This window comes from Duncaniella freteri (assembly GCF_004766125.1).
Classification (GTDB): domain Bacteria; phylum Bacteroidota; class Bacteroidia; order Bacteroidales; family Muribaculaceae; genus Duncaniella; species Duncaniella freteri.
In genome coordinates this window covers 661,973-682,581 of the sequence record NZ_SJSA01000001.1, presented here as the reverse complement: position 1 = coordinate 682,581, position 20,609 = coordinate 661,973, and the positions used below count along the sequence as shown (strand labels likewise).

The following is a 20,609-nucleotide window of genomic DNA, read 5'->3' as shown; positions in this document are numbered from 1 at the left end:
TTTTTATTCACTTTATGGGTTGGTGTAAAAGTGAATAAGGGATGGGGATGATTTATGGGGACAAAGATACGGAAGTTTTTTGATTCTGTCAACGGAATCACTGCGAATTTTGGTTTATCGGTGGATTTTGATTAGATTTGTGCGTAATATTTCAACATACACTTAAATATGCAAGAGGTAAACATTATCGCGAGGGACCTGATGGAATTCCTCGACAAGAGTCCTGTGAATTTTTATGCAGCCCGTACTGTGGCTTCACGTCTTGACTTGGCGGGATATACACGCCTTGATCCGGCTCAGGCATGGGACATCAAGCCAGGAGGAAAGTATTATGTCGTGAAAAATGATAGCGCAGTGTTTGCCGTGAATGTGGCTGATGCTGCTCCGTCGGCAGGGTTCCGCATAATAGCTGCTCACAGTGATTCACCTACGTTCCGTATCAAGCCTCATCCGGAGATGGTGAGCGATGGCGGAGTGGTGAAACTAAATGTCGAAGTGTATGGAGGTCCAATAATGTATACATGGTTTGACAGGCCTTTGTCTATAGCAGGGCGTGTGGTGCTTAGGAGTGAAGATCCTTTGCGTCCACGTGTTGAACTTGTGAAGTTTGACCGTCCGCTCCTCACAATTCCACATCTGGCGATACATTTCAATCGTCAGGTCAATGAAGGCAACAGGCTGTCAGCCCAAAAAGACCTGCTCCCTGTGATAGCGATTGTCAAGGAGCAGGCTGAGGCAAAGGGAATGCTTATACGCCTTGTGGCTGAGGCTCTCGGATGCAAAGTGGATGATATTCTTGATTTTGACCTATCGCTATATGACACTACTCCGGCTTGTCTTGTAGGCATGAATGATGAGTTTGTCACATCAGGCAGGCTTGATGATCTGAGCATGGTGCATGCCGCTCTCACAGCCCTTACCGAGTCAGATGGTGATTGCGGACAGACACGTGTGATGGCTATTTTTGATAATGAGGAGACAGGATCAGGCACCAAGCAGGGAGCAGCCTCACCTGTGCTTGCCAATATGCTGCGCCGTATTGTCGAGTCGCTTGGTGGCAGTCTGGAGGACTTTGACCGGAGCATAGCTAACTCATTCATGGTGTCGGCAGACAATGCCCACGCATTCCATCCTAATTATGGCGAGAAGTACGATCCCACCAATCATCCTGTGCCTGGCGGTGGTCCTGTGATAAAGATCAACGCCCGATGCAAATATATGACAGATGCCGATTCGTCAGGTGTGTTCCGGGCCATATGTGAGAGGGCTGGAGTGCCTTGTCAGACATTTGTCAACCATAGTGATGTCCCTGGCGGTTCTACTCTCGGCAATATCCTGACATCTCAGATGGATCTGCGAGGTGTGGATATGGGCAATGCTCTATGGGCGATGCATTCCGTGAGGGAGACCGCTTCGGCTCTTGATCAGGCATACACAGTAAAAGCTTTCAAAGAATTTTTTAAGTAATTGATGGCGAAATTTGGTATTTCTTATAAAAAGCGTTACCTTTGTCACCGCAAAAAGGCAACGAACTAAGAATGCCAATCGGGGTGTAGCACAGTTGGCAGCGCGCCACGTTCGGGACGTGGAGGTCGGAAGTTCGAGTCTTCTCACCCCGACATTGTAAAAATAGGTTCTGATTCTCAGAAATCAGAACCTATTTTTTTGTTTCTTTAAAATATGGGGTGAGCAATAGTGAAGAAGGTATATTGAAAGCTTAAGGGTCAAAGGTTCACTCCTAAACAGAATGGAACCTTTGACCCTTAAGTATTATTGTGATTAATCAAAAGATTAGATCCAGCGTACGTAAGCGAAGTCCTGACGATGTGGCAGGTTGGGATTTGTGGGATACAGGCGGAAGCTGTAGCGGAATACACCCGGATCGCGGAGCTTGTCAGTCACCTCGTAAGTCACGATGTTGCCTTCCTTGGCGATTACCTGGAACGGTATCTTTATCCAACGCTTCTCTGTGTTGTTCTCCATCTTATCGATGACGAGCTCAAGTCCGAGATCATCGGCAAGTCCGTTGGTATCTATCTTGATTACAGTGGTGAAGGGCTGACCTGTGGTGTTGTGCTGATGGATATCCTCCTTGGTGTGCACGTCAAGAACCTTGATGCCGTCCCATGCGGATGCAACCTTCTGTTTCCATGCGGCGATCTCTTTGGCGAGTTTGTCGTTGTCGGCTGACAGGGCTGCGAAACGCTTTGCCTCGGGTGAGTAGAATCGGGAGATGTAGTCCTCGATCATGCGCTGCATGGTGTACTGCGGGGCGATATGACCGATAGAACGCTTGATGTACTGTATCCATTCAGGTGAGTATCCCTTGGAATTCTTGGCGAAATAGAGGGGGATGATCTCATTTTCAAGCATAGAGTAGATAGTGGCTGCATCAAGCTTGTCCTGCTGAGCCTGATCGGTGAATGTGCGCTTCTCTGTGAGAGCCCATCCGGCCTTTTCATCAAGCTTGTATCCTTCGTACCACCAGCCGTCGAGCACTGAGAAGTTGAGCACACCGTTCATCTCTGCCTTTTCGCCGGATGTTCCGGATGCTTCGAGGGGACGAGTGGGGGTGTTGAGCCAGATGTCAACGCCGGTGACAAGACGCTTGGCGACAATCATGTTGTAGTCCTCAAGGAAGATGATCTTGCCTTGGAACTGGGGCATATGCGACACTTCCATGATGCGCTTGATGAGACCCTGTCCTGCCCCGTCGGCAGGGTGAGCCTTGCCTGAGAATACAAACTGTACTGGGAACTGCTCATTGTTGACGATGCGAGCGAGACGGTCAAGGTCGGTGAACAGCAGGTGAGCGCGCTTATAGGTGGCGAATCGACGTGCAAAGCCGATGATGAGTGCATTGGGATTGATTTTCTCAAGGATCTTGATCACGGCAGAGGGATCACCCTGATTTGCAAGCCATTTCTCCTTGAAGTCACGACGCACGAAGTTGATGAACTTGTTTTTGAGCTGTGTGCGCATAGCCCAGATCTCTTCATCTTTAACCTTGAAGATATTTTCCCAGGCTTTGGGATCGCTCTGGTGGTCAAACACCTGCTCGCCGAGTTTCTCAGAGTAGAAAGCCTTCCACTCGCTTGCTGCCCAGGTGGGCATATGAACGCCGTTTGTTACGTAGCCTACATGGCTTTCTTCCCATGAATAACCTTTCCATACACCGGCAAACATCTTCTTGGACACCTCTCCGTGTAGCCAGCTCACACCGTTGGCTTCCTGGCATGTGTTGAGGGCGAATACGCTCATAGAGAAGCGGTCGTTGCTTCCGGGGTTTTCGCGGCCCATATCCATAAGCTCCTGCCATGAGATGCCAAGGAGTGCTGGATACTGCTGGAGATATTTGTGGGCGAGACCTTCGTCGAAGTAGTCGTGACCGGCAGGCACGGGGGTGTGCACAGTGTAGAGTGCGGATGAGCGTACGAGTTCAAGAGCGGTGTTGAAGTCGAGACCTTTCTCCTGTACATAATCAGCGAGACGCTGGAGGTTGAGGAGAGCGGCGTGGCCTTCGTTGGCATGATATATCTCGGAATGTATGCCGAGTTTCTTGAGTGCGAGGATACCGCCGATACCGAGCAGATATTCCTGCTTGATACGGTTCTCCCAGTCGCCGCCATAGAGCTTGTGGGTGATGGGACGGTCAAACTCACTGTTCATGTCGAAGTCAGTGTCGAGCAGATACAGGCTCATGCGCCCGACATTGACACGCCAAATGTGGCTGTAGATTATGCGGTCATGATAAGGTACCTCCAATATCATGGGATGGCCGTTCTCTTCGGTTACCTGCTCGATGGGGAGCTGGTTGAAGTTCTGAGGCTCATAGTTGGCAATCTGCTGACCGTCTACACTGAGTGTCTGTGTGAAATAGCCGTAACGGTAAAGGAATCCGATGGCAGTCATGTTGACGCGAGAGTCGGATGCTTCTTTTATGTAGTCGCCTGCGAGCACACCTAGACCTCCGGAATAGATCTTCAGGCAGTTGCATAGACCATACTCCATAGAGAAGTACGATACCGAGGGTATGTCGTTGCGCATTGGCTGTGCCATGTAATCCTGGAACATCTTCCATACATGGTCAATGCGTGCCATCATCTCTTTGTCAGACATTATTTCGTCAAGACGCTCTGATGGGAGCTGCTGGAGTAGCATCACCGGATTCTCGCCGGTTGCACGCCAGATGTCGTGGTCTAGATCGCGGAACAGGTTCTTGGCTTCGCTGTTCCATACCCACCAAAGGTTACGGGACAGTTTCTCAAGTGATTTCAATGCTGCTGGAAGCTGCGACTTAACGGTGATGTCGCGCCATACGGGGGCATTGGTGTTACTTACTGGTAGTTTCATATCGAAATTATTAAGTAGTAGTGACGTTGGGGATTATAAAAATTAGGTTGTATAAGTATTCTCTACAGTCTTTTTGATGCGTTGGCAAGAGCTATGGAGTAAGCTTCATCATAGTAGCTTATGAAGTTGGACCATGAAGCTTTTGCGGCAGTGTTCATCGCTGCTTTTCGTATGCGTGCAGTGGTGCGGGAGTCGGCGCATGTCAGGTACTCTATGGCATGTGCGATATTGGTCACCACGTCCTGATAATTGGAGTCGCCGCGTCCGATCACGTTCACACCGCATTCCTCAAAGTAGTTCTGATAGGTTTCGAGTACCCATTGACCGAAGCCTGAGAGCGATGTTGTGACTGTGGGTACGCCGAATGCCACACTCTCAAGCGGAGTATAGCCCCAAGGCTCGTAATATGAGGGGAATACAGTCGCATCTGCTCCGATCAGCAGATCATAGTAGGAGAGATTGAAGATACCGTCGGTGCCGTTGAGATAACAGGGCACATATATAACAGTGACACGCGGGTCAATGTTGCAGAATCCGAGAGAACGTGTGCGGCATATCACTGAGTCACTTTCAGGGTTGTTGAGCCAATGGGTCAGCACTGGTTCCTGAAGAGGTGTGTCGGTAGGTGTGTTGGCGGATATGCGTTCCTGAAGGTCTGCACGTGGCTCTTTTGGCCATGCCGGAACCATCACATAGGCGATTATTTTGCGGCATGTATCCATGTTGCGGAGTGCCGATGCCATGTCGAGGTAGATGTCAAGACCCTTGTTGCGGTATTCGCATCTGCCACCTGTGATGACTACAAACGCATTGTCGTCATATCCGGCTCCTGTGAGGGCATTGGCTGTGTTTATGAGCGATGCGCGGGCTTCGGCGCGGGCGGCATCGAATTTATATGCGGCCGGAACGAAGTTCTTCTCGAAGCCGTTGGGGGTTACCACATCGGGGCGACGCTCAAGTAATTGCTCGCATTCGCGGGCCGTGATCTCACTTACAGTAGTGAATGCGTCAGCCTGATGTGCGACAGCTTTTTCAAGAGAGTGTTTAGCCTCCATATTGAGTTCACGAGCCATCTGGTCACCGTTGTATCCGCTCATGTAGTCGTAGAGCGGTTTGTCGTTGCCGCATATGCTGCGTCCTATGCTTGTGGCATGTGTGGTGAACACTGTAGCGACGCGCGGCATCTTCCACTTAAGGTATAGAAGCCCCATGCCTGTGGTCCATTCGTCGAAATGGGCCACTATAGTGGGGATGATTTTCTTTTTGCGTCCACGCCGGGGTGGCTCCGGAACGGCAGGGATGGGTGAGGCCTGTCCGTATCCCGAAAGGATTATTGATTCAATCACTATGCCGGCGGCATGGGCGAAGGCGCATCCTTCGTCATAATCTCCATAGGCATGCAGTGAGTCTACGCCGAAACGTTCCCACATTTCGCCGTAGAATTCATCCTTGACAGCATACATGCCGTCAAACTTTACAAGTACAGCTATAGGGCGTCCTGGGATTTCCCATCTTCCCACTCTGACGCTTATACCTTCGGGGAGATGTGCGTTTTTTGACCATTTAGACAGACCAGTGACGTTGCATTCTGTAAACCAAGGGGACGGATTGGTCTGTGACCAAACGTCGGGACCGATAAAGACTGTGGTGTCTTTGCTGATTTTCTGGAGAGTTTTGGCTTTGGTGGAGAGAACTGTGTAAATGCCTCCAATCTTGTTACACACTTCCCAACTTACTTCAAACAGCAGTTCGGGGCGTTGTGTAGCAGGTTTAATGTCCATTTGTCTTAGAAATTATCGTTTCAAGGCGCAAAGGTAAGAAAAATTATTCTAACGATAGCATAAAAAACGAAATAATTGCTCACAATCACGATGTTATTAACAATTGGCACCAACTTGGAGTGCTTGTCTGTAGTGGTCGTCTCTGCCTGCAAGCCCTCACTTCTCGGTCATAATTTTTGAGGGTAGCTCGCTCATATATTCCGCAAATAATCTTCGTAGAGTTGATGCGTCGTATTTGCTCTTCCATTCGTCGAAGGCTGATTTGCGTAACGGAGCCTGGTCCTTCTGTCCGTTAAGGTACGGATATATGCGTGCTATGAATTCTTCAGAGGTGGGATTCTCGGAGAGAAGTATGCCAGTGCTGTCATTGACGATCTCTTTTATCCCGGGGACATCACATCCGATTACTGGTATTCCGTACGACAGAGCTTCGCAAAGTGCTATGGGAAGTCCTTCGCATCGGCTCATAAGCATGGCCCAGTCAATCGGTTCTTTCCGGTATATGCTGTGTATCTCTTCGTTACAGAGCATTCCTTTCAGGTCGATGGTGAGATTGGATGGCAGTTGCGCCGGTATTGATGCCCGCAGCATGCTCATGCACGGACCGTCACCGGCATGTATCCACCGGAATCTTAATTCAGGCATGTTGCGGGCTAAGTCGATCAGTAAAGTCAGATTCAGTGTGACGCGCTTGTTGTCGTCTACACGGGAGCATGAGAAGAATGTGACGGCATCCTCGGAATTGCCCGGGCGTGATATGGCATCGCGGATCGGCTTTTTTGAACCGAGGGTGCGCAGTGTTACTTTTGATGTTGGGTCTCCATTGAATTCATCCTTCAGGAACTCCTGTCCGCCTTTGCTTACAGCGAACAACTTTGTCATTCTTTCGAATGCAAGTTTCCTGTATCTATGTATTTTGAGAACTCCTGGGGTTGGGTATATGTCTTGTCTGTGGGCTCCTGACACGAGTGTGCCATGATCAGGTGGAAGAGCCAGGGCAATGGCTTCTGTGATGTGGTCGAACCAAAAGGTGTAGAACACTGCGTTGTCGCAGTCTATTGAATGACGCTTTATGATGTCTTTTAGATTGCTCCCTATGCGGTGGCGGTTGATAGCCATTGACCATGCGGCAGGAATCTTGTTGGCAGGGATATGGGGTAGGCTTTTTGCAAGCTGATCCAACACTGAGGGATGGAGTGCTGACGGCAGCTTGCCTAACGGATGTCTGTGGTCGGTTGATAAAGCCCTGGATGTGTCGACAGTGACATTGGTGAATGAGGAAAGGTCTCTCAGTTCACCTTTGCTTATTTCAGGGATGATTATGACTCGCCGGAAGCACCTGCACAATTCCTCAAGCTCACTCATTACAAACACGGATTCTGTAACCGCGTCATAAGGGAATAAGGTGGTGAAGAGGAGCAGATCTTTTTTCATCGGCAGGTATTACTGTCGGGGCTACATGTCGCGGGCGATGATGTAGTCGAGAAGAGATAGCAGGGGAGTAGTGTCTACATCCCCGAGTGAAGAAAGGACTGCCGCAGCTTCATTGCGAAGTCGCATGAGAGTGGCATCGGCATACTCTATGCCTCCTGCCTCTATGGCATAGTCTATCAAGGTGGCGATCTCTTCATCCGAAAGTCCGTCGCGCGACACAAGAGCGTTCATTTCGGCACATCGCGGATGGTCAGTGGCTTTCAGGGCGTGTATGAGAGGTAGGGTGACTTTGCCCTCACGAAGATCATTGCCGGTTGGCTTGCCTAGTGATTCAGAGTGGAAGTAGTCAAATATATCGTCCTTTATCTGGAAGCATTGTCCGAACAGGCATGCGAATCGGCGCATTATGTCGAGCTGCTCCTGGGTGGCGTCTGAGGCGTATGCTCCCATCTCTACACAGGCAATGAATAGAGATGCTGTCTTGTGGGTGATTATTTCGAAATAAGCCTCTTCCGATATGGAATGGTTAGTTGCGATGTTTATCTGATCCATCTCCCCGGTCGACAGTAGCCTTCCGAGCGATGCTATGGTGTTGACAGCCCTGAGGTCGCCGGTCGTTATCACGAGCTGAAGAGCCGTTGACACGAAATAGTCACCCACAAGCACTGCGATATGGTTGTCCCACATGGCATTGATGGTGGGCATTCCGTGGCGTGTGGAGGACTGGTCAATGACATCGTCGTGGATGAGAGAAGCGTTGTGAAGCATCTCGATGGATGCTCCGGACGTAATGACACGGTCCGGGTCGCATGCTCCGAGTATGCGAGCAGTGAGTATGACCATCATGGGCCGCAGCTGTTTGCCTTTCTGGCTGAGATAGCGGCTGATCACATCGTTGATGAGAGGGTTGGACGACCTGAGCCTTTCGGCTATGAGATCGTTCAACTTGTTCAGCTCAGGAGCGAGTGAGTGTCGTATGGAGTGTATGTCGGTCATAACGGAGTGCAAATTTACAAAAATCTTCCGTAAAATGTTCATATTTCAAAAAATTAAGTAAAAAACGTAAGGACCGGGACTTTTTTACGTGATAATTCAGTAACTTTACAACCTCAAACCCCTAACCATATGGAGAAGCGACTCTTCCTTCTGGATGCCTACGCGCTTATATATCGCGCATATTATGCACTTATACATTCGCCGCGTTTTGCCTCGGCGGCGGGTTTCAATACCTCTGCGATCTTCGGGTTCTGCAACACGCTTGAGGACCTGTTGCGCAAAGAGAATCCCACCCATCTGGCTGTGTGTTTCGATCCGCCTCATGGTGCGACTTTCCGTCATGAGAAGTTCGAGGCTTACAAGGCGCAGCGTGACAAGCAGCCTGAGGACATAACTCTTGCATTACCTTATATAAAGAGGATACTTGAAGCCTACCGCATACCTGTCATTGAGATTCAAGGCTATGAAGCCGACGATGTGATAGGGACTATCGCTACACGTGCTGCCGCCAAAGGATATGATACATATATGATGACTCCCGACAAGGACTATGGTCAGCTTGTGGGTGAGCATATCTTTATGTACAGACCCGCGCTCAAAGGAGAAGGTTTTGAGGTGAGGGATGTGGCACGCGTGTGTGAACGTTACGGCATATCGACACCTCGTCAGGTGATCGACCTCCTTGCTCTCGAAGGTGATGCCTCCGACAATATCCCCGGATGCCCAGGTGTCGGAGAGAAGACTGCAAGGAAACTCATAGATGAGTTTGGCAGTGTGGAGAACCTTCTTGAAAACACCGATAAGCTCAAGGGCGCCCTTCAGCGAAAGGTGATTGAAAACGCTGAACAGATACGGATGTCCAAATGGCTTGCCACCATATGCACTGATGCCCCTATAGATATAGAAATTGAATCTCTGATCAGGAAGCCTCTTGACCCGGAGAAGCTTATGGGGATCTATAGTGAGCTTGACTTTAAGTCACTGATGGGACGACTGAAAGCTCAGATAGCATCAAATAAAGCTGTGGAAGAGGCTTCGTCTCAATCCGTAGGTATATCTGCCGATGATGGAAGCGGCATGGGGTCTCTTTTTGATTCAGCTTATGGCGGAGAAGAGGCGGAGCCGGCTACGGATTGTGAGGACCGTCATTATGAGATTGTCGATACTCCTGCTCGCATCGCGGATATGATATCTGCCGCAATGTCTCATCAGGCAGTGGGTTTTGCAGTTTATGCTCCCGGAGAGGAGGCTATGGCTACGAGGCTTGAAGGAATAGCAGTGAGTTGGGAGCCGTGTGTGGGATTCTTCATGCCTTTTCCGTCTGAAGATAATGCCCGTAAGGCATTGGCAGAAGCCATATCACCTATGTTTGGCGAAAAGTCTCCTGTGATGGTGGGACTTGATGTCAAGCGAGCTATTCTCCTTTTGAGAAATGAGGGCATAGAATTCTCTGCACCTTATTTCGATGTATCGGTGGCACATTATGTGATAGATCCCGAGATGAAGCATGATATTGCTACCTTGTCATCCAGATATTTGCATGTTGTGCTTCAGGGTATGGCATCCGATTCCCGGGCCGGACATCCCAAGGAGTCGCTTTCAAATGATGAGGCTATGACTCGATATTGCGAGGAAGCCGATCTGGCACTTCGCTTGCGTCCGCTGCTCTCCGCCGAGGTGGCTGAGCGTGAGATGGTGCCGTTGCTTGACAATGTAGAGTTCCCTCTCATACGCGTCCTTGCCGATATGGAATGGACTGGAGTGAGAATTGATCCGAAGGTGCTTGTTGATCTCTCTGCAAAGCTTAAGAAACGGGTAGAGGAGCTTGAGCAGGAGGCGTATGTTATGGCGGGCGGACCATTCAATATCGGTTCTCCGGCACAGGTGGGAATGGTGCTTTTTGATCGCCTTGCCATCGATCCTAAAGCCAAGCGGACAGCGCGCGGCTCATATTCCACCACTGAACAGGTGCTTGAAAAATATGCCTCCAAGGTGCCTCTTGTGGGAGTGATTCTTAAGATACGCAGGCTGAGGAAGCTTATCACTACGTACCTTGATGCTCTTCCGGCATTGATAAACCCCAGGACCGGGAAGATACATACTTCTTTCAATCAGACAGTCACAGCCACAGGGCGTATATCCTCGACCAATCCCAATCTACAGAACATCCCTATACGTACCGACGACGGACGAGAGATACGCCGGGCATTCATCCCTGATGCCGGAAATGTGATCATGAGTGCCGACTACTCGCAGATAGAGTTGCGTCTGATAGCCGATCTCAGCGGGGATAAGGATATGATAGAGGCATTCCTTTCAGGTGATGATATACATCGCATCACAGCATCTAAAATATATAAGGTGTCGCTTGATGAGGTTACCGACGATCAGCGTCGCCATGCCAAGACTGCTAATTTCGGTATAATATATGGTATATCGGCATTCGGGCTTGCTGAGCGTCTCGGCATATCCCGTCCGGATGCCAAGAAGCTCATAGACGGATATTTTGCTACCTACCCCCATATACGAGAGTATCTTGACAAGGCTGTTGATGATGCCCGCAAGCAAGGGTATGTGACAACACGTATGGGGCGTCGGCGTTATTTGCCGGAGATAAACTCGCGTAATGCCGTGGTGAGGGGTTTTGCCGAGCGTAATGCTGTCAATGCTCCTATCCAAGGCTCAGCTGCCGATATAATTAAGGTGGCGATGGTGAGGATTCACGACGAGATGAAGAAGCAAGGCATGCGTTCGCGTATGATAATGCAGGTGCATGATGAACTCATATTCAATGTTGTGCCCGAAGAGCTTGACGATCTAAGGCGGCTTGTTATCACTGGAATGGAGAGTGCTTATGCCGGCGCAGTGCCCCTTGAAGTCGCTGCCGGTGTCGCTGCCAACTGGCTTGAGGCTCATTGAGTATAATTGTATTATTTAGGAATATAATAATAGGGATTTAGTTATAAAGTTATGACCCCTGAAGAGAAACTTGTTATTGAAGAGAAGATTGTCACCATGCTCAAGACCGTCTTTGATCCGGAGATACCGGTCGACATATACAATCTTGGGCTGATATATGCCATTGAGCTTGACGATGACGGCAATCTGCATATTGATATGACTCTTACCGCACCGAACTGTCCTGCGGCAGATTTTCTTGTGGATGATGCACGTATCAAGCTTGAGAGCATCGATGGTGTAAAAAGCGTGGATATACGCATAGTCTTTGAGCCTGAATGGACCAAGGACATGATGACCGAGGAGGCGAAGCTCGATCTCGGATTCCTTTAGAAGCCATTCAAGCCTATGCGTGACCTTACCTATTTTCTCAGTGATCTGCATCTTGGTGCCGGATATATTCCTGACCATCGCGCCCATGAGCGGAGGGTAGTGGATTTTCTGCGCAGCATTGAGCCGCGGGCCAAGCGGATATATCTGCTTGGCGACATTCTTGACTACTGGTGGGAGTACCGTGATGTGGTGCCAAGGGGGTTTGTGAGATTCTTCGGAGAGCTTGCACGTCTGGCTGATTCAGGAGTTGAGATCACATGGTTCAAGGGTAATCATGACATATGGATTTTTGACTATCTTCCGTCCGAGATAGGGCTGGAGGTCCATGATGGCATTATGGTCAGGGATATTGACGGCGCAAGGTTCCTGTTGGAGCACGGCGACGGAGTGGGGCGGCTTCCTTGGTCATTCCGACGTCTGCGAGGTTTGTTCCGATGCCGTGTGGCGCAACGTCTCTTCGCTGCCATTCATCCTCGCTGGACAGTTGGGTTTGCTCATGCGTGGTCGTCACACAGTAGAAAGACCGGAGGGTACGTTCCACGTCAAGGTGTGGAGGAGAGCCTGGTGGAGTATGCTGAAGAGTACAATAGGGAGGCTGTAAGGACTGGTGCCGGGAAGATTGACTATTTCATTTTCGGGCATCTTCACACACTATTCGAGCAACAGGTTTCCGGTGGAGCAACAGTGGTGGTTTTGGGCGATTGGATTTCCAGATTCTCATATGCGGTATGGGACGGAAAGTCGCTGAAAACTGAAAAATATACCGGATAAAATAGGAATAGTTTGTATTCTTAACGTATTTTAACGGTTTTGGACTGAATACTTATTGTATTTGCAATGATTTGCTGTTTAGTTGTTTAAGCTGCAATATATTGTGATGTATAGGGATTCGGAAATGAAAATATGTTGGATAACATAAAAAAAAATTTCATTACCCACTAAACTTCCCCTACCTTTGCATCACGAACCTAAAACAATCTTTTTTACCTTAGAAATTGTACCTATTGGAAACTCATGAAAAGGAGCTGCGTGAAGCAGTTCCTTTTTATCTTTATATAATACCCATTGGAAACGAATCTTGAAAGCTGAAAATCAATACGTTTCGAAATGCATAGAATTCTTTTCAAAAAGAATTCTAAACTTAAAAATAATTAACATCGGGATGATTTTAAGGGCGATATTGTAGAAATTTGCGAGAAAATTCGTATCTTTGTAAACTATTGCAGTAATGACAGTTCTATTTAAGAGATATACCATATTTTTGACTACAGGAAACATGAGACTAAAGCAAATCCTATTAGGAGCTACATTGGTTGGGTTTATGACGGCTGTCCCCTTCGAGGTGATGGGTTCGACCGTTTCGGACAACGCAAGAAGCTTTCTTTTCTTCGGTAAAAAGAAAAACAAGAAGGCATCTGCCGGCGCGGAATCCAAATCGGAGCCGGTCAAAAGTTCTTATGACAAGATACTTACTGACACTGCTACCGTTACAAAAGGGATGTTCAATGTGATCCACAACGGTGACAGCTATTATTTCGAGATACCTCGCGCTCTTATGGGGCGGGATATGCTCATCGTCAACAAACTTGTGCGTGTGCCTCGCGAGCTTAATGATGCAGGTGTGAATCGTGGCATCAACACCAGCAATCAGATGGTCCGGTTTGAACTTGACGGAAAGGGAAAGAGAGTGATGGTGCGCCAGTCGCGTCCACGCCCTGTTGTCGATCCCAATGATGCGATTGCTCGTTCAGTGAATGACAATTATATAGATCCGCTCATTGCCTCATTTCCCATCGAAGCACATAATTCCGATTCCACTTCTGTAGTTATCAAAGTGAATGATTTCTACAACGGCAACAAGCCGACATTTGGCGATGTGTTCGGTGACATCAACATCGGCACACCTGCTGTGAGCGATCTGTCAAGGATCGTCAATATAAAGGCTTTCGAGAACAATGTATATGCACTATCCGAGCTGACTACCCGAGTGGTGGAGCCTGGAGGGGCTGTAAATATCACTGTTGAGGTGGGATCTTCTCTTGTACTTCTTCCTGAGAAGCCAATGACAGGACGATATGCAAGCTCACGCATAGGGTATTTCACTGAGGAGCTGCTCAAATACTCTGACGATCAGCAGAGGGTTGGAAAAGCCAATTTCATAACCCGCTGGAGGCTTGAGCCACGTCCGGAGGATATGTCCGACTACATGGCCGGACGGCTCGTGGAGCCTGTAAAGCCCATTGTATTCTATATCGACAGATCGACGCCAGCCAAATGGCGTCCGTATATACGCACCGGAATCCTGGACTGGCAGAAAGCTTTCGAGATGGCTGGTTTCAAGAATGCCATTCAGGTCAGAGACTTTGCCGAAGGTGAAGAGGGCGACGAGGATGATATCAACTACTCGGTGCTCACTTATGCGGCATCGGCAAAATCCAATGCCATGGGTCCGTCTATCACCGATCCACGCTCAGGCGAGATCCTGGAGGCTGATATAATATGGTGGCATAATGTGCTTGATATTGTGCACGACTGGATCATAGTACAGACTGGTGCGGTCGATCCTCGCGCTCGTCAGCATAAACTTCCTGACGAGCTTATGGGAGATGCCATGCGTTTTGTGGCCTGCCATGAGGTGGGACATTCGCTGGGTCTGCGTCATAATATGATTGCATCCAATTCCATACCTGTCGATTCGTTGCGCTCCGAGAAGTTCACTTCCATGATCGGCGGTACTGCCGCTTCTATTATGGACTATGCCCGCTTCAATTATGTGGCACAGCCCGGCGATGGAGTCAAGACCCTGACCCCTAATCTCGGTCCGTATGATATGCTCGCCATCGAGTATGGCTACCGTTGGTATCCGGCAGGCAACCCTGATGTCGACCAGGTGCATCTGGAGCAGTTGCTGTCCAACTATGACCATCCTTTCTACCGCTACAGTGAGGCTCAGGACTCTCGTGACGCTGTTGACCCGCGTGCGCTTACCGAGGATCTGGGTGACAACAATATCGAGTCGTCTCGTTATGGGCTTGCCAATCTCAAACGTGTGGTGCCCGAGATAATCAAATGGACCACTACAGGTGAGCCCGGGCAGAACTATGACGATGCATCCAATCTCTACGGATCGGTGCTCGGACAATGGAACCGTTACATGTATCATGTCATGGCTAATGTGGGTGGTATCTATATTGACAACACCACAGTGGGCAGTGGCAGTCACACATATACATTCGTGGAGAAGGACCGCCAGCGCGAAGCTGTGAGATTCCTTGTCGAAGAGGCTTTCACCTATCCCGAATGGCTGTTTGACGCTGACGTGACTAATTATACATATGTGGTGCAGAACACCCCTGTGGGACGTCGTGAACAGGCTCCTTCCTATCTGCTTTCCAATTACCAGAGCTATCTGCTTTGGGACCTCCTGAGCAACGACCGCCTGGTGCGCATGCTTGAGAATGAGGCAAAGCAGGGCAAAAAGGCTTTCACTGCAGTAGAAATGACCGACATGCTTCACAAAGGAATCTTCAAGCCTACAATTCAGGGCCGTAACCCAAATGTGAGAGAACGTGCCATACAGAAAAACTATATTGATGCCTTGATCATAGCGGCATGTGAGCGTCAGGGAGTCAAGGATGGAGTGGCACTAAGGCATGAAGAGCATAATGACCTCTTTGCGACCATGCCCGGTCACAATGTGGATCTGTGTTGCCATAGGCATGCCGCCGGAGAGCAGACCACAGGATCACGTACGCTCAATTTCTACGGTTCGCAGGCTAATCGAATCTCGGACGCGATATCCGTGAAGCGCGGGGAGCTTATGCGCGTGCGCACACTCCTTAAAAGCCGCCGCAACAGTGCCGATACCGCATCACGCTACCATTACGATGACCTGCTGATGCGAATCAACACAGCTCTCGGGCTCCCTTTGGAATAATTTTGTCATTCTTGTAAGGATATACGAGATTATAGGATTCTCAGCCAATATCATGATGGCTGAAATCCTATGATCATGGTACACTTATGACCTTACAGTCACATATAACCTTTAACTTCCATAATAAGTGTCTAATGAAAAAAAGCTTAATATTTAACCTTGCAGCCCTGATACTCATGGTGATGACTTCGGCTTTCACGGCATATGCCGGAGATCGCACCATCACGGGCATAGTGCTTTCGTCGGATGATTCCGAACCGCTTATCGGAGCTTCGGTCATGGTGTCGCAGACACAGCTCAAAGAGGCGGGCAGTTCACTCAAGACTCTCGGAGTCGTGACCGACATAGATGGAAAGTTCACTCTTACCATTCCCGAGGGTGTGAAATCCATAGAGTGTCGGTACGTAGGTTACAATCCTCGTACCATCGAACTCGTACCAGGCCTTGATGATTATAAACTCCAGCTCGACCGCGCATCGGAAGTGCTCGGAGACGTCGTAGTGACAGGTTACCAGAACATCGAGAAGCGCAAGCTTACAGCATCTATTACGAAGGTGGAGCTTGACGACAGCAAACTCGGTTCGGTGATGACTGTCGACCAGGCTCTTGCCGGACAGGTGGCCGGACTATCGGCAATCACCACAAGCGGTAGCCCGGGTGCGCCGATGAAGATACGTATACGCGGTACATCTTCGCTCAACGGTACACAGGACCCTCTTTGGGTTATTGACGGTATCCCTGTCAACGGTACAGAAGTACCTTCGTTGGAGGAGCTTAAGGATATTGACAACCTGTACCAGTCATCAATCGCCGGACTTAATCCTGCCGACATAGAGAGCATAACAGTGCTCAAGGATGCTGCGGCGACAGCTATCTATGGAACGCGAGCTGCTAACGGTGTCATCGTTGTTACAACAAAGAAAGGTCATTCCGGAGCTCCTGAGATAAGTTTCTCGACACGACTCACCTACTCGCCGCGCCCCGACATAGACCGCCTCAATCTGCTCAGTTCAAACGAAAAGGTCGATCTTGAGCTTTCACTGCTCGGAACTGACTACACTTACCGTGAAGATAAAGGTGCGGTGTCACGTATACTCAATGCTGCCGGCATGATGTCGGTGTTCAAGGCTGACGGATGGAACGCCTTGCCTTCCGATGTGCAGAACCAGATCAATGCCCTCCGCGGAATCAATACCGACTGGAATGATATACTGTTTCGTGACACATTCAATCAGGAGTATAACCTCAGCCTTTCAGGAGGAAACGACCGCGCCACTTACTATACCTCGCTCGGATTTCAGGAAGAGAACGGAAATGTGACCGGTGTGGATATGAACCGTCTGAGCCTCACGCTCAAGACCAACTACAATGTGACACGCCGCTTCAAGGTGGGAGCGTCGCTTTTTGTCAACCACCGCCAGAATAATTCATATATCACTGACAGCGATGGTTTCTCCAATCCTGTGTACTACTCGCGTCGTGCAAACCCCTATCAGCAGCCATTCGACGAGAACGGTGATTACGTGTATGATACTGACATACAGGGAAGAGGCTACGGAGTCCAGAAATTCAACATCTTTGAGGAGCGTGCCAACACAAGCCGCAAGCAGGACAACACAGGCATAACAGCATTGCTCGATGCAAGTCTCCGCTTCACGGACTATCTGAAAGCTTACACTCAGGTGGGCTTCCAGCTCGACAACTCCGAGACTCAGAGCTATGCTTCGGATGAGACCTATGTGATGCGTAAGGAATTCTATAACACCGAGATATATAAGGACGGAGAGTATGTATCATTCCTTCCTGACGGTGGTCGGCACATACAGAACAAATCTACCAACAAGCAGCTCACATGGAAGGCGCAGCTTGAATACAGTGACAGGTTTGCCGACAATCACGAACTTGAGGTGATGCTCGGCACAGAGCTGCGCAAGACGTGGTATGACTACTTCTCCAGCACCGCCTACGGATATGATCCCAAGACACTTATGAACAAGCCGGTGATGTTCCCTGACGAAAGCTGGGCGAAGCGTTATCCACTTCATTCCGAGAGCTATATTGAGAATGCGTATGCTTCATTCTTTGCCACAGGCTCTTATACTTTAAAAAGCCGTTACACACTCGGTGCAAGCATCAGGTTTGACGGTAGCGATCTTTACGGTGTTGCAAAGAAATATCGTTTCCTTCCGTTGTACTCATTCAGCGGATTGTGGCGCGTGAGCGATGAGCCATGGATGCGCGAATCGACTTTTGTCAACAATCTTGCGCTCCGAGCCTCCTACGGTATACAGGGCAACATTGACAAGAACACATCATCATTCGTGATAGGCAACTTCAACAACACATCGATACTTCCGGGTGTTACCGAGGATGTGATAGTGCTCGGGTCGGCTCCTAACCGCCGTCTGCGCTGGGAAAAGACATATACCACCAATGCCGGATTTGATTTATCGATAATCGACAACGCGATATCTCTGACCGGAGACTACTATCATCGTAAAGGCAATGACCTGATCGCTCTTAAGATGCTTCCTCTTGAGACCGGATTCATGTCCTATATGGTCAACTGGGCAAGTATGCGCAACCAGGGTTTTGAACTGGGGCTTGCCACTCGCAACATAGCCACACGCAATTTCCGCTGGACCACCAATTTTAATATTGCCTACAACGAGAACACTGTGCTTCAGGAGACTGTGCCTGCCAACCAGACCACACCTGGCCGTGAGGGTTATCCGGTGAATTCCATATTCGCATATAAAACAGCTGGATTTGACGAGGACGGCTACCCGCTTTTCCTCAATAAGCAGGGTGAGGCTGTGACACTTCAGGAATTCTTCAAGCTCAATGAGTACGGAGGCTCCACTCTTACACCCGAAGAGCAGCGTGACCTTTATACCTACATAGGGTCGGGTGATCCGTTATGGACAGGTGGCTTCATCAATAATTTCTCTTACAGGAATTTTGATCTCACAGTCAATTTTGCATTCAACCTCGGCATGTACACTCGTGTGCAGCCGTCATACAGCTCTACCCAGTTTGACCGTGGCATGAATGCGAACCGTGATATTCTTGACAGATGGACCGCCGACAACTCCGGCTCTAAACTTCCCGCACTCATTCCCGATGCCTGGAATACTTTCCACCGATTGAGTGAGTATATGTATCTCGATGACTTCCAGCCTGATGCTATGCTTGATATATGGGTGAAGAAAACCAATTACTTCCGTATGCAGAGCCTGCGTCTTGCCTACAACATTCCGCCCAGATATCTTAGCCCTCTGCGCATGAGTGTTCTTACCCTCGCTTTTGAGGCAAGAAACCTTTGGGTATTCGGTTCGAGCTATAAAAATTCTCTCGATCCCGAGACTATGGGCAATCCATTCGCCCAGCCCATCCCGAAGACTTATACTTTCAGCCTTAATGTAAAATTCTAAAGATCTTATGAACAAGACATTATTATATACTCTCCTTGCATCGCTCCTAGTGATGCTGAGTTCATGTGACGATTATCTTGACATCCAGCCTGTAGGCAAGGTCATACCTACTACAGCCGAAGATTTTCGCGCGCTTATGACCGAAGCCTACTCCTATGTGCCCTCTGACCGTGGTCTCGCATCGTTCCGTAGCGATGAGGTGCTGCTTGAGCCTTCGATGTCCGAATACGATCTGGAGTCATATTTCGACATCTGGGCCTGGAAAGATAACGGAGCGAACGAAAACACCTCGACATTTTCTTGGCGTAGCTTCTATCACGTGTTGTTCATAGCCAACTATGTGATAGAGTCAGAGGCATCCATTATAGGCGGCACCGGACCGGAGATACGTCAGATGGTGGGTGAGGCATATATGTTGCGTGCCTATATGCACTTTATTCTTGCCAATCTCCATGCTCCCGCCTACACCAAGTGTGACCCGGCTGTCACCAAGGCTGTGCCTCTCAAACTCAACAGCGATGTGGAGACTTTGCTTAGCCGTTCCATGCTTGGCGATATATACGAATCAGTCACATCCGACCTTGATACAGCGGAGTCTTATCTCAATGTAGACTCTTGGGAGACAGGTTATAATTATCGCTTCAATAAGATCAGTGTCGATGCTCTTCGTTCGCGTGTATACCTATATATGGGTAAATGGGAAGAGAGTCTCGCGGCATCCGCAAAAGTGCTTGCTGTGAATGACAATCTGGAGGATATCACTGTACGTTTGCCCAACGAGTATAATTCAGTGGAGAATATCGTTGCTCTTGAGCAGGTTATGGTCAATAACTATAAACGCACACTTAAGGTGAACAGTGACTTCTTAAGCCTGTATGATGGTCAGGATCTGCGCCTTGAGGCATATTATGAACCTACAGAATCAGGAACACGTATAGTAAAAGGTGGCAGCAACACGTATTCATGCTCGTTGCGAGTGGGTGAGATATATCTCAATGCCGCCGAGAGCGCATGGAATTGTAAGCGTTATGACGATGCCGCCGATTATCTGCTGAAACTTCAGTCAGCCCGCTATACGGCTGAGGCTTATCCTGATAAGGAGGCTTATGTGAAACGTCTTTCACCTGAAGCTTTGCTTGTGGAGATATATGATGAGAGAGCGAGGGAGCTTGCTTTCGAAGGTCACAGGTGGTTTGACCTGCGACGCACTACTCAGCCACGCATGGAACGTAAGTTCCGTGATGACGTATATGTGCTTGAGCAGGGCGACAGCCGTTACACCATACCTATCCCCACTGCTGCCATACAGGCGAATCCACTCCTTACTCAGTGATGATCTGAGAATGATCTGAGAACAGAAGTAACAGAAGAAACAAAAGTTTG

At 49.1% G+C, this 20,609-nt stretch carries 11 protein-coding genes and 1 tRNA gene; 8 read left to right on the top strand and 4 right to left on the bottom strand.

All coding sequences use genetic code 11. From position 1 onward, the window contains the following. Positions 1-168: 168 nt before the first annotated feature. Entirely contained in the window at positions 169-1,467 is a 1,299-nt protein-coding gene (locus tag EZ315_RS02935; RefSeq protein WP_135470474.1) for a M18 family aminopeptidase, read from the top strand. Positions 1,468-1,546: 79 nt separating this feature from the next. Further along, positions 1,547-1,619, top strand: a tRNA-Pro gene (locus EZ315_RS02930). 172 nt (positions 1,620-1,791) lie between these two features. Here the strand turns inward: EZ315_RS02930 and glgP are convergent. The 4 genes from glgP to EZ315_RS02910 form a co-directional block, all read right to left on the bottom strand. Further along, positions 1,792-4,353: an alpha-glucan family phosphorylase gene (gene glgP / locus EZ315_RS02925; RefSeq protein ID WP_135470473.1), complete on the bottom strand. Its 2,562-nt coding sequence runs from the start codon at positions 4,351-4,353 to the stop codon at positions 1,792-1,794. A 62-nt stretch (positions 4,354-4,415) separates the two neighbouring features. Continuing rightward, on the bottom strand, positions 4,416-6,134 hold the full coding sequence (locus EZ315_RS02920; RefSeq protein ID WP_135470471.1) for a glycogen/starch synthase: 1,719 nt from the start codon (positions 6,132-6,134) through the stop codon (positions 4,416-4,418). 156 nt (positions 6,135-6,290) lie between these two features. Next, positions 6,291-7,568: a glycosyltransferase gene (locus EZ315_RS02915; RefSeq protein WP_135470470.1), complete on the bottom strand. Its 1,278-nt coding sequence runs from the start codon at positions 7,566-7,568 to the stop codon at positions 6,291-6,293. A gap of 21 nt (positions 7,569-7,589) precedes the next feature. Then, positions 7,590-8,564 (bottom strand): polyprenyl synthetase family protein, encoded by a 975-nt coding sequence (locus EZ315_RS02910; RefSeq protein ID WP_135470468.1) that lies wholly within the window; start codon positions 8,562-8,564, stop codon positions 7,590-7,592. 129 nt (positions 8,565-8,693) lie between these two features. On the opposite strand from EZ315_RS02910, the gene polA reads away from it, so the two are divergent. The 6 genes from polA (at position 8,694) to EZ315_RS02880 (ending at position 20,559) form a co-directional block, all read left to right on the top strand. Then, complete coding sequence (gene polA, locus EZ315_RS02905) at positions 8,694-11,483, top strand: DNA polymerase I (protein ID WP_135470466.1); 2,790 nt, start codon at positions 8,694-8,696, stop codon at positions 11,481-11,483. 51 nt (positions 11,484-11,534) lie between these two features. Continuing rightward, positions 11,535-11,855, top strand: coding sequence for a metal-sulfur cluster assembly factor (locus EZ315_RS02900; RefSeq protein WP_135470464.1), 321 nt, complete (start codon positions 11,535-11,537; stop codon positions 11,853-11,855). A gap of 15 nt (positions 11,856-11,870) precedes the next feature. Further along, positions 11,871-12,626 carry a UDP-2,3-diacylglucosamine diphosphatase gene (locus EZ315_RS02895; RefSeq protein WP_135470462.1) on the top strand — a complete coding sequence of 252 codons (756 nt, stop codon included), beginning with the start codon at positions 11,871-11,873 and terminating at the stop codon, positions 12,624-12,626. 505 nt (positions 12,627-13,131) lie between these two features. Then, on the top strand, positions 13,132-15,792 hold the full coding sequence (locus tag EZ315_RS02890; protein ID WP_370463793.1) for a zinc-dependent metalloprotease: 2,661 nt from the start codon (positions 13,132-13,134) through the stop codon (positions 15,790-15,792). 134 nt (positions 15,793-15,926) lie between these two features. Beyond that, positions 15,927-19,226, top strand: coding sequence for a SusC/RagA family TonB-linked outer membrane protein (locus tag EZ315_RS02885; RefSeq protein WP_135470460.1), 3,300 nt, complete (start codon positions 15,927-15,929; stop codon positions 19,224-19,226). A 7-nt stretch (positions 19,227-19,233) separates the two neighbouring features. Then, positions 19,234-20,559 carry a RagB/SusD family nutrient uptake outer membrane protein gene (locus EZ315_RS02880; RefSeq protein ID WP_135470458.1) on the top strand — a complete coding sequence of 442 codons (1,326 nt, stop codon included), beginning with the start codon at positions 19,234-19,236 and terminating at the stop codon, positions 20,557-20,559. Positions 20,560-20,609 lie beyond the last annotated feature (50 nt).

What these genes read in the sequence shown, in the direction of transcription:
- EZ315_RS02935 (WP_135470474.1), top strand. Translation starts at nt 169, where the DNA reads ATGCAAGAGGTAAACATTATCGCGAGGGACCTGATGGAATTCCTCGAC.
- glgP (WP_135470473.1), bottom strand. Translation starts at nt 4,353, where the DNA reads ATGAAACTACCAGTAAGTAACACCAATGCCCCCGTATGGCGCGACATC.
- EZ315_RS02920 (WP_135470471.1), bottom strand. Translation starts at nt 6,134, where the DNA reads ATGGACATTAAACCTGCTACACAACGCCCCGAACTGCTGTTTGAAGTA.
- EZ315_RS02915 (WP_135470470.1), bottom strand. Translation starts at nt 7,568, where the DNA reads ATGAAAAAAGATCTGCTCCTCTTCACCACCTTATTCCCTTATGACGCG.
- EZ315_RS02910 (WP_135470468.1), bottom strand. Translation starts at nt 8,564, where the DNA reads ATGACCGACATACACTCCATACGACACTCACTCGCTCCTGAGCTGAAC.
- polA (WP_135470466.1), top strand. Translation starts at nt 8,694, where the DNA reads ATGGAGAAGCGACTCTTCCTTCTGGATGCCTACGCGCTTATATATCGC.
- EZ315_RS02900 (WP_135470464.1), top strand. Translation starts at nt 11,535, where the DNA reads ATGACCCCTGAAGAGAAACTTGTTATTGAAGAGAAGATTGTCACCATG.
- EZ315_RS02895 (WP_135470462.1), top strand. Translation starts at nt 11,871, where the DNA reads ATGCGTGACCTTACCTATTTTCTCAGTGATCTGCATCTTGGTGCCGGA.
- EZ315_RS02890 (WP_370463793.1), top strand. Translation starts at nt 13,132, where the DNA reads ATGAGACTAAAGCAAATCCTATTAGGAGCTACATTGGTTGGGTTTATG.
- EZ315_RS02885 (WP_135470460.1), top strand. Translation starts at nt 15,927, where the DNA reads ATGAAAAAAAGCTTAATATTTAACCTTGCAGCCCTGATACTCATGGTG.
- EZ315_RS02880 (WP_135470458.1), top strand. Translation starts at nt 19,234, where the DNA reads ATGAACAAGACATTATTATATACTCTCCTTGCATCGCTCCTAGTGATG.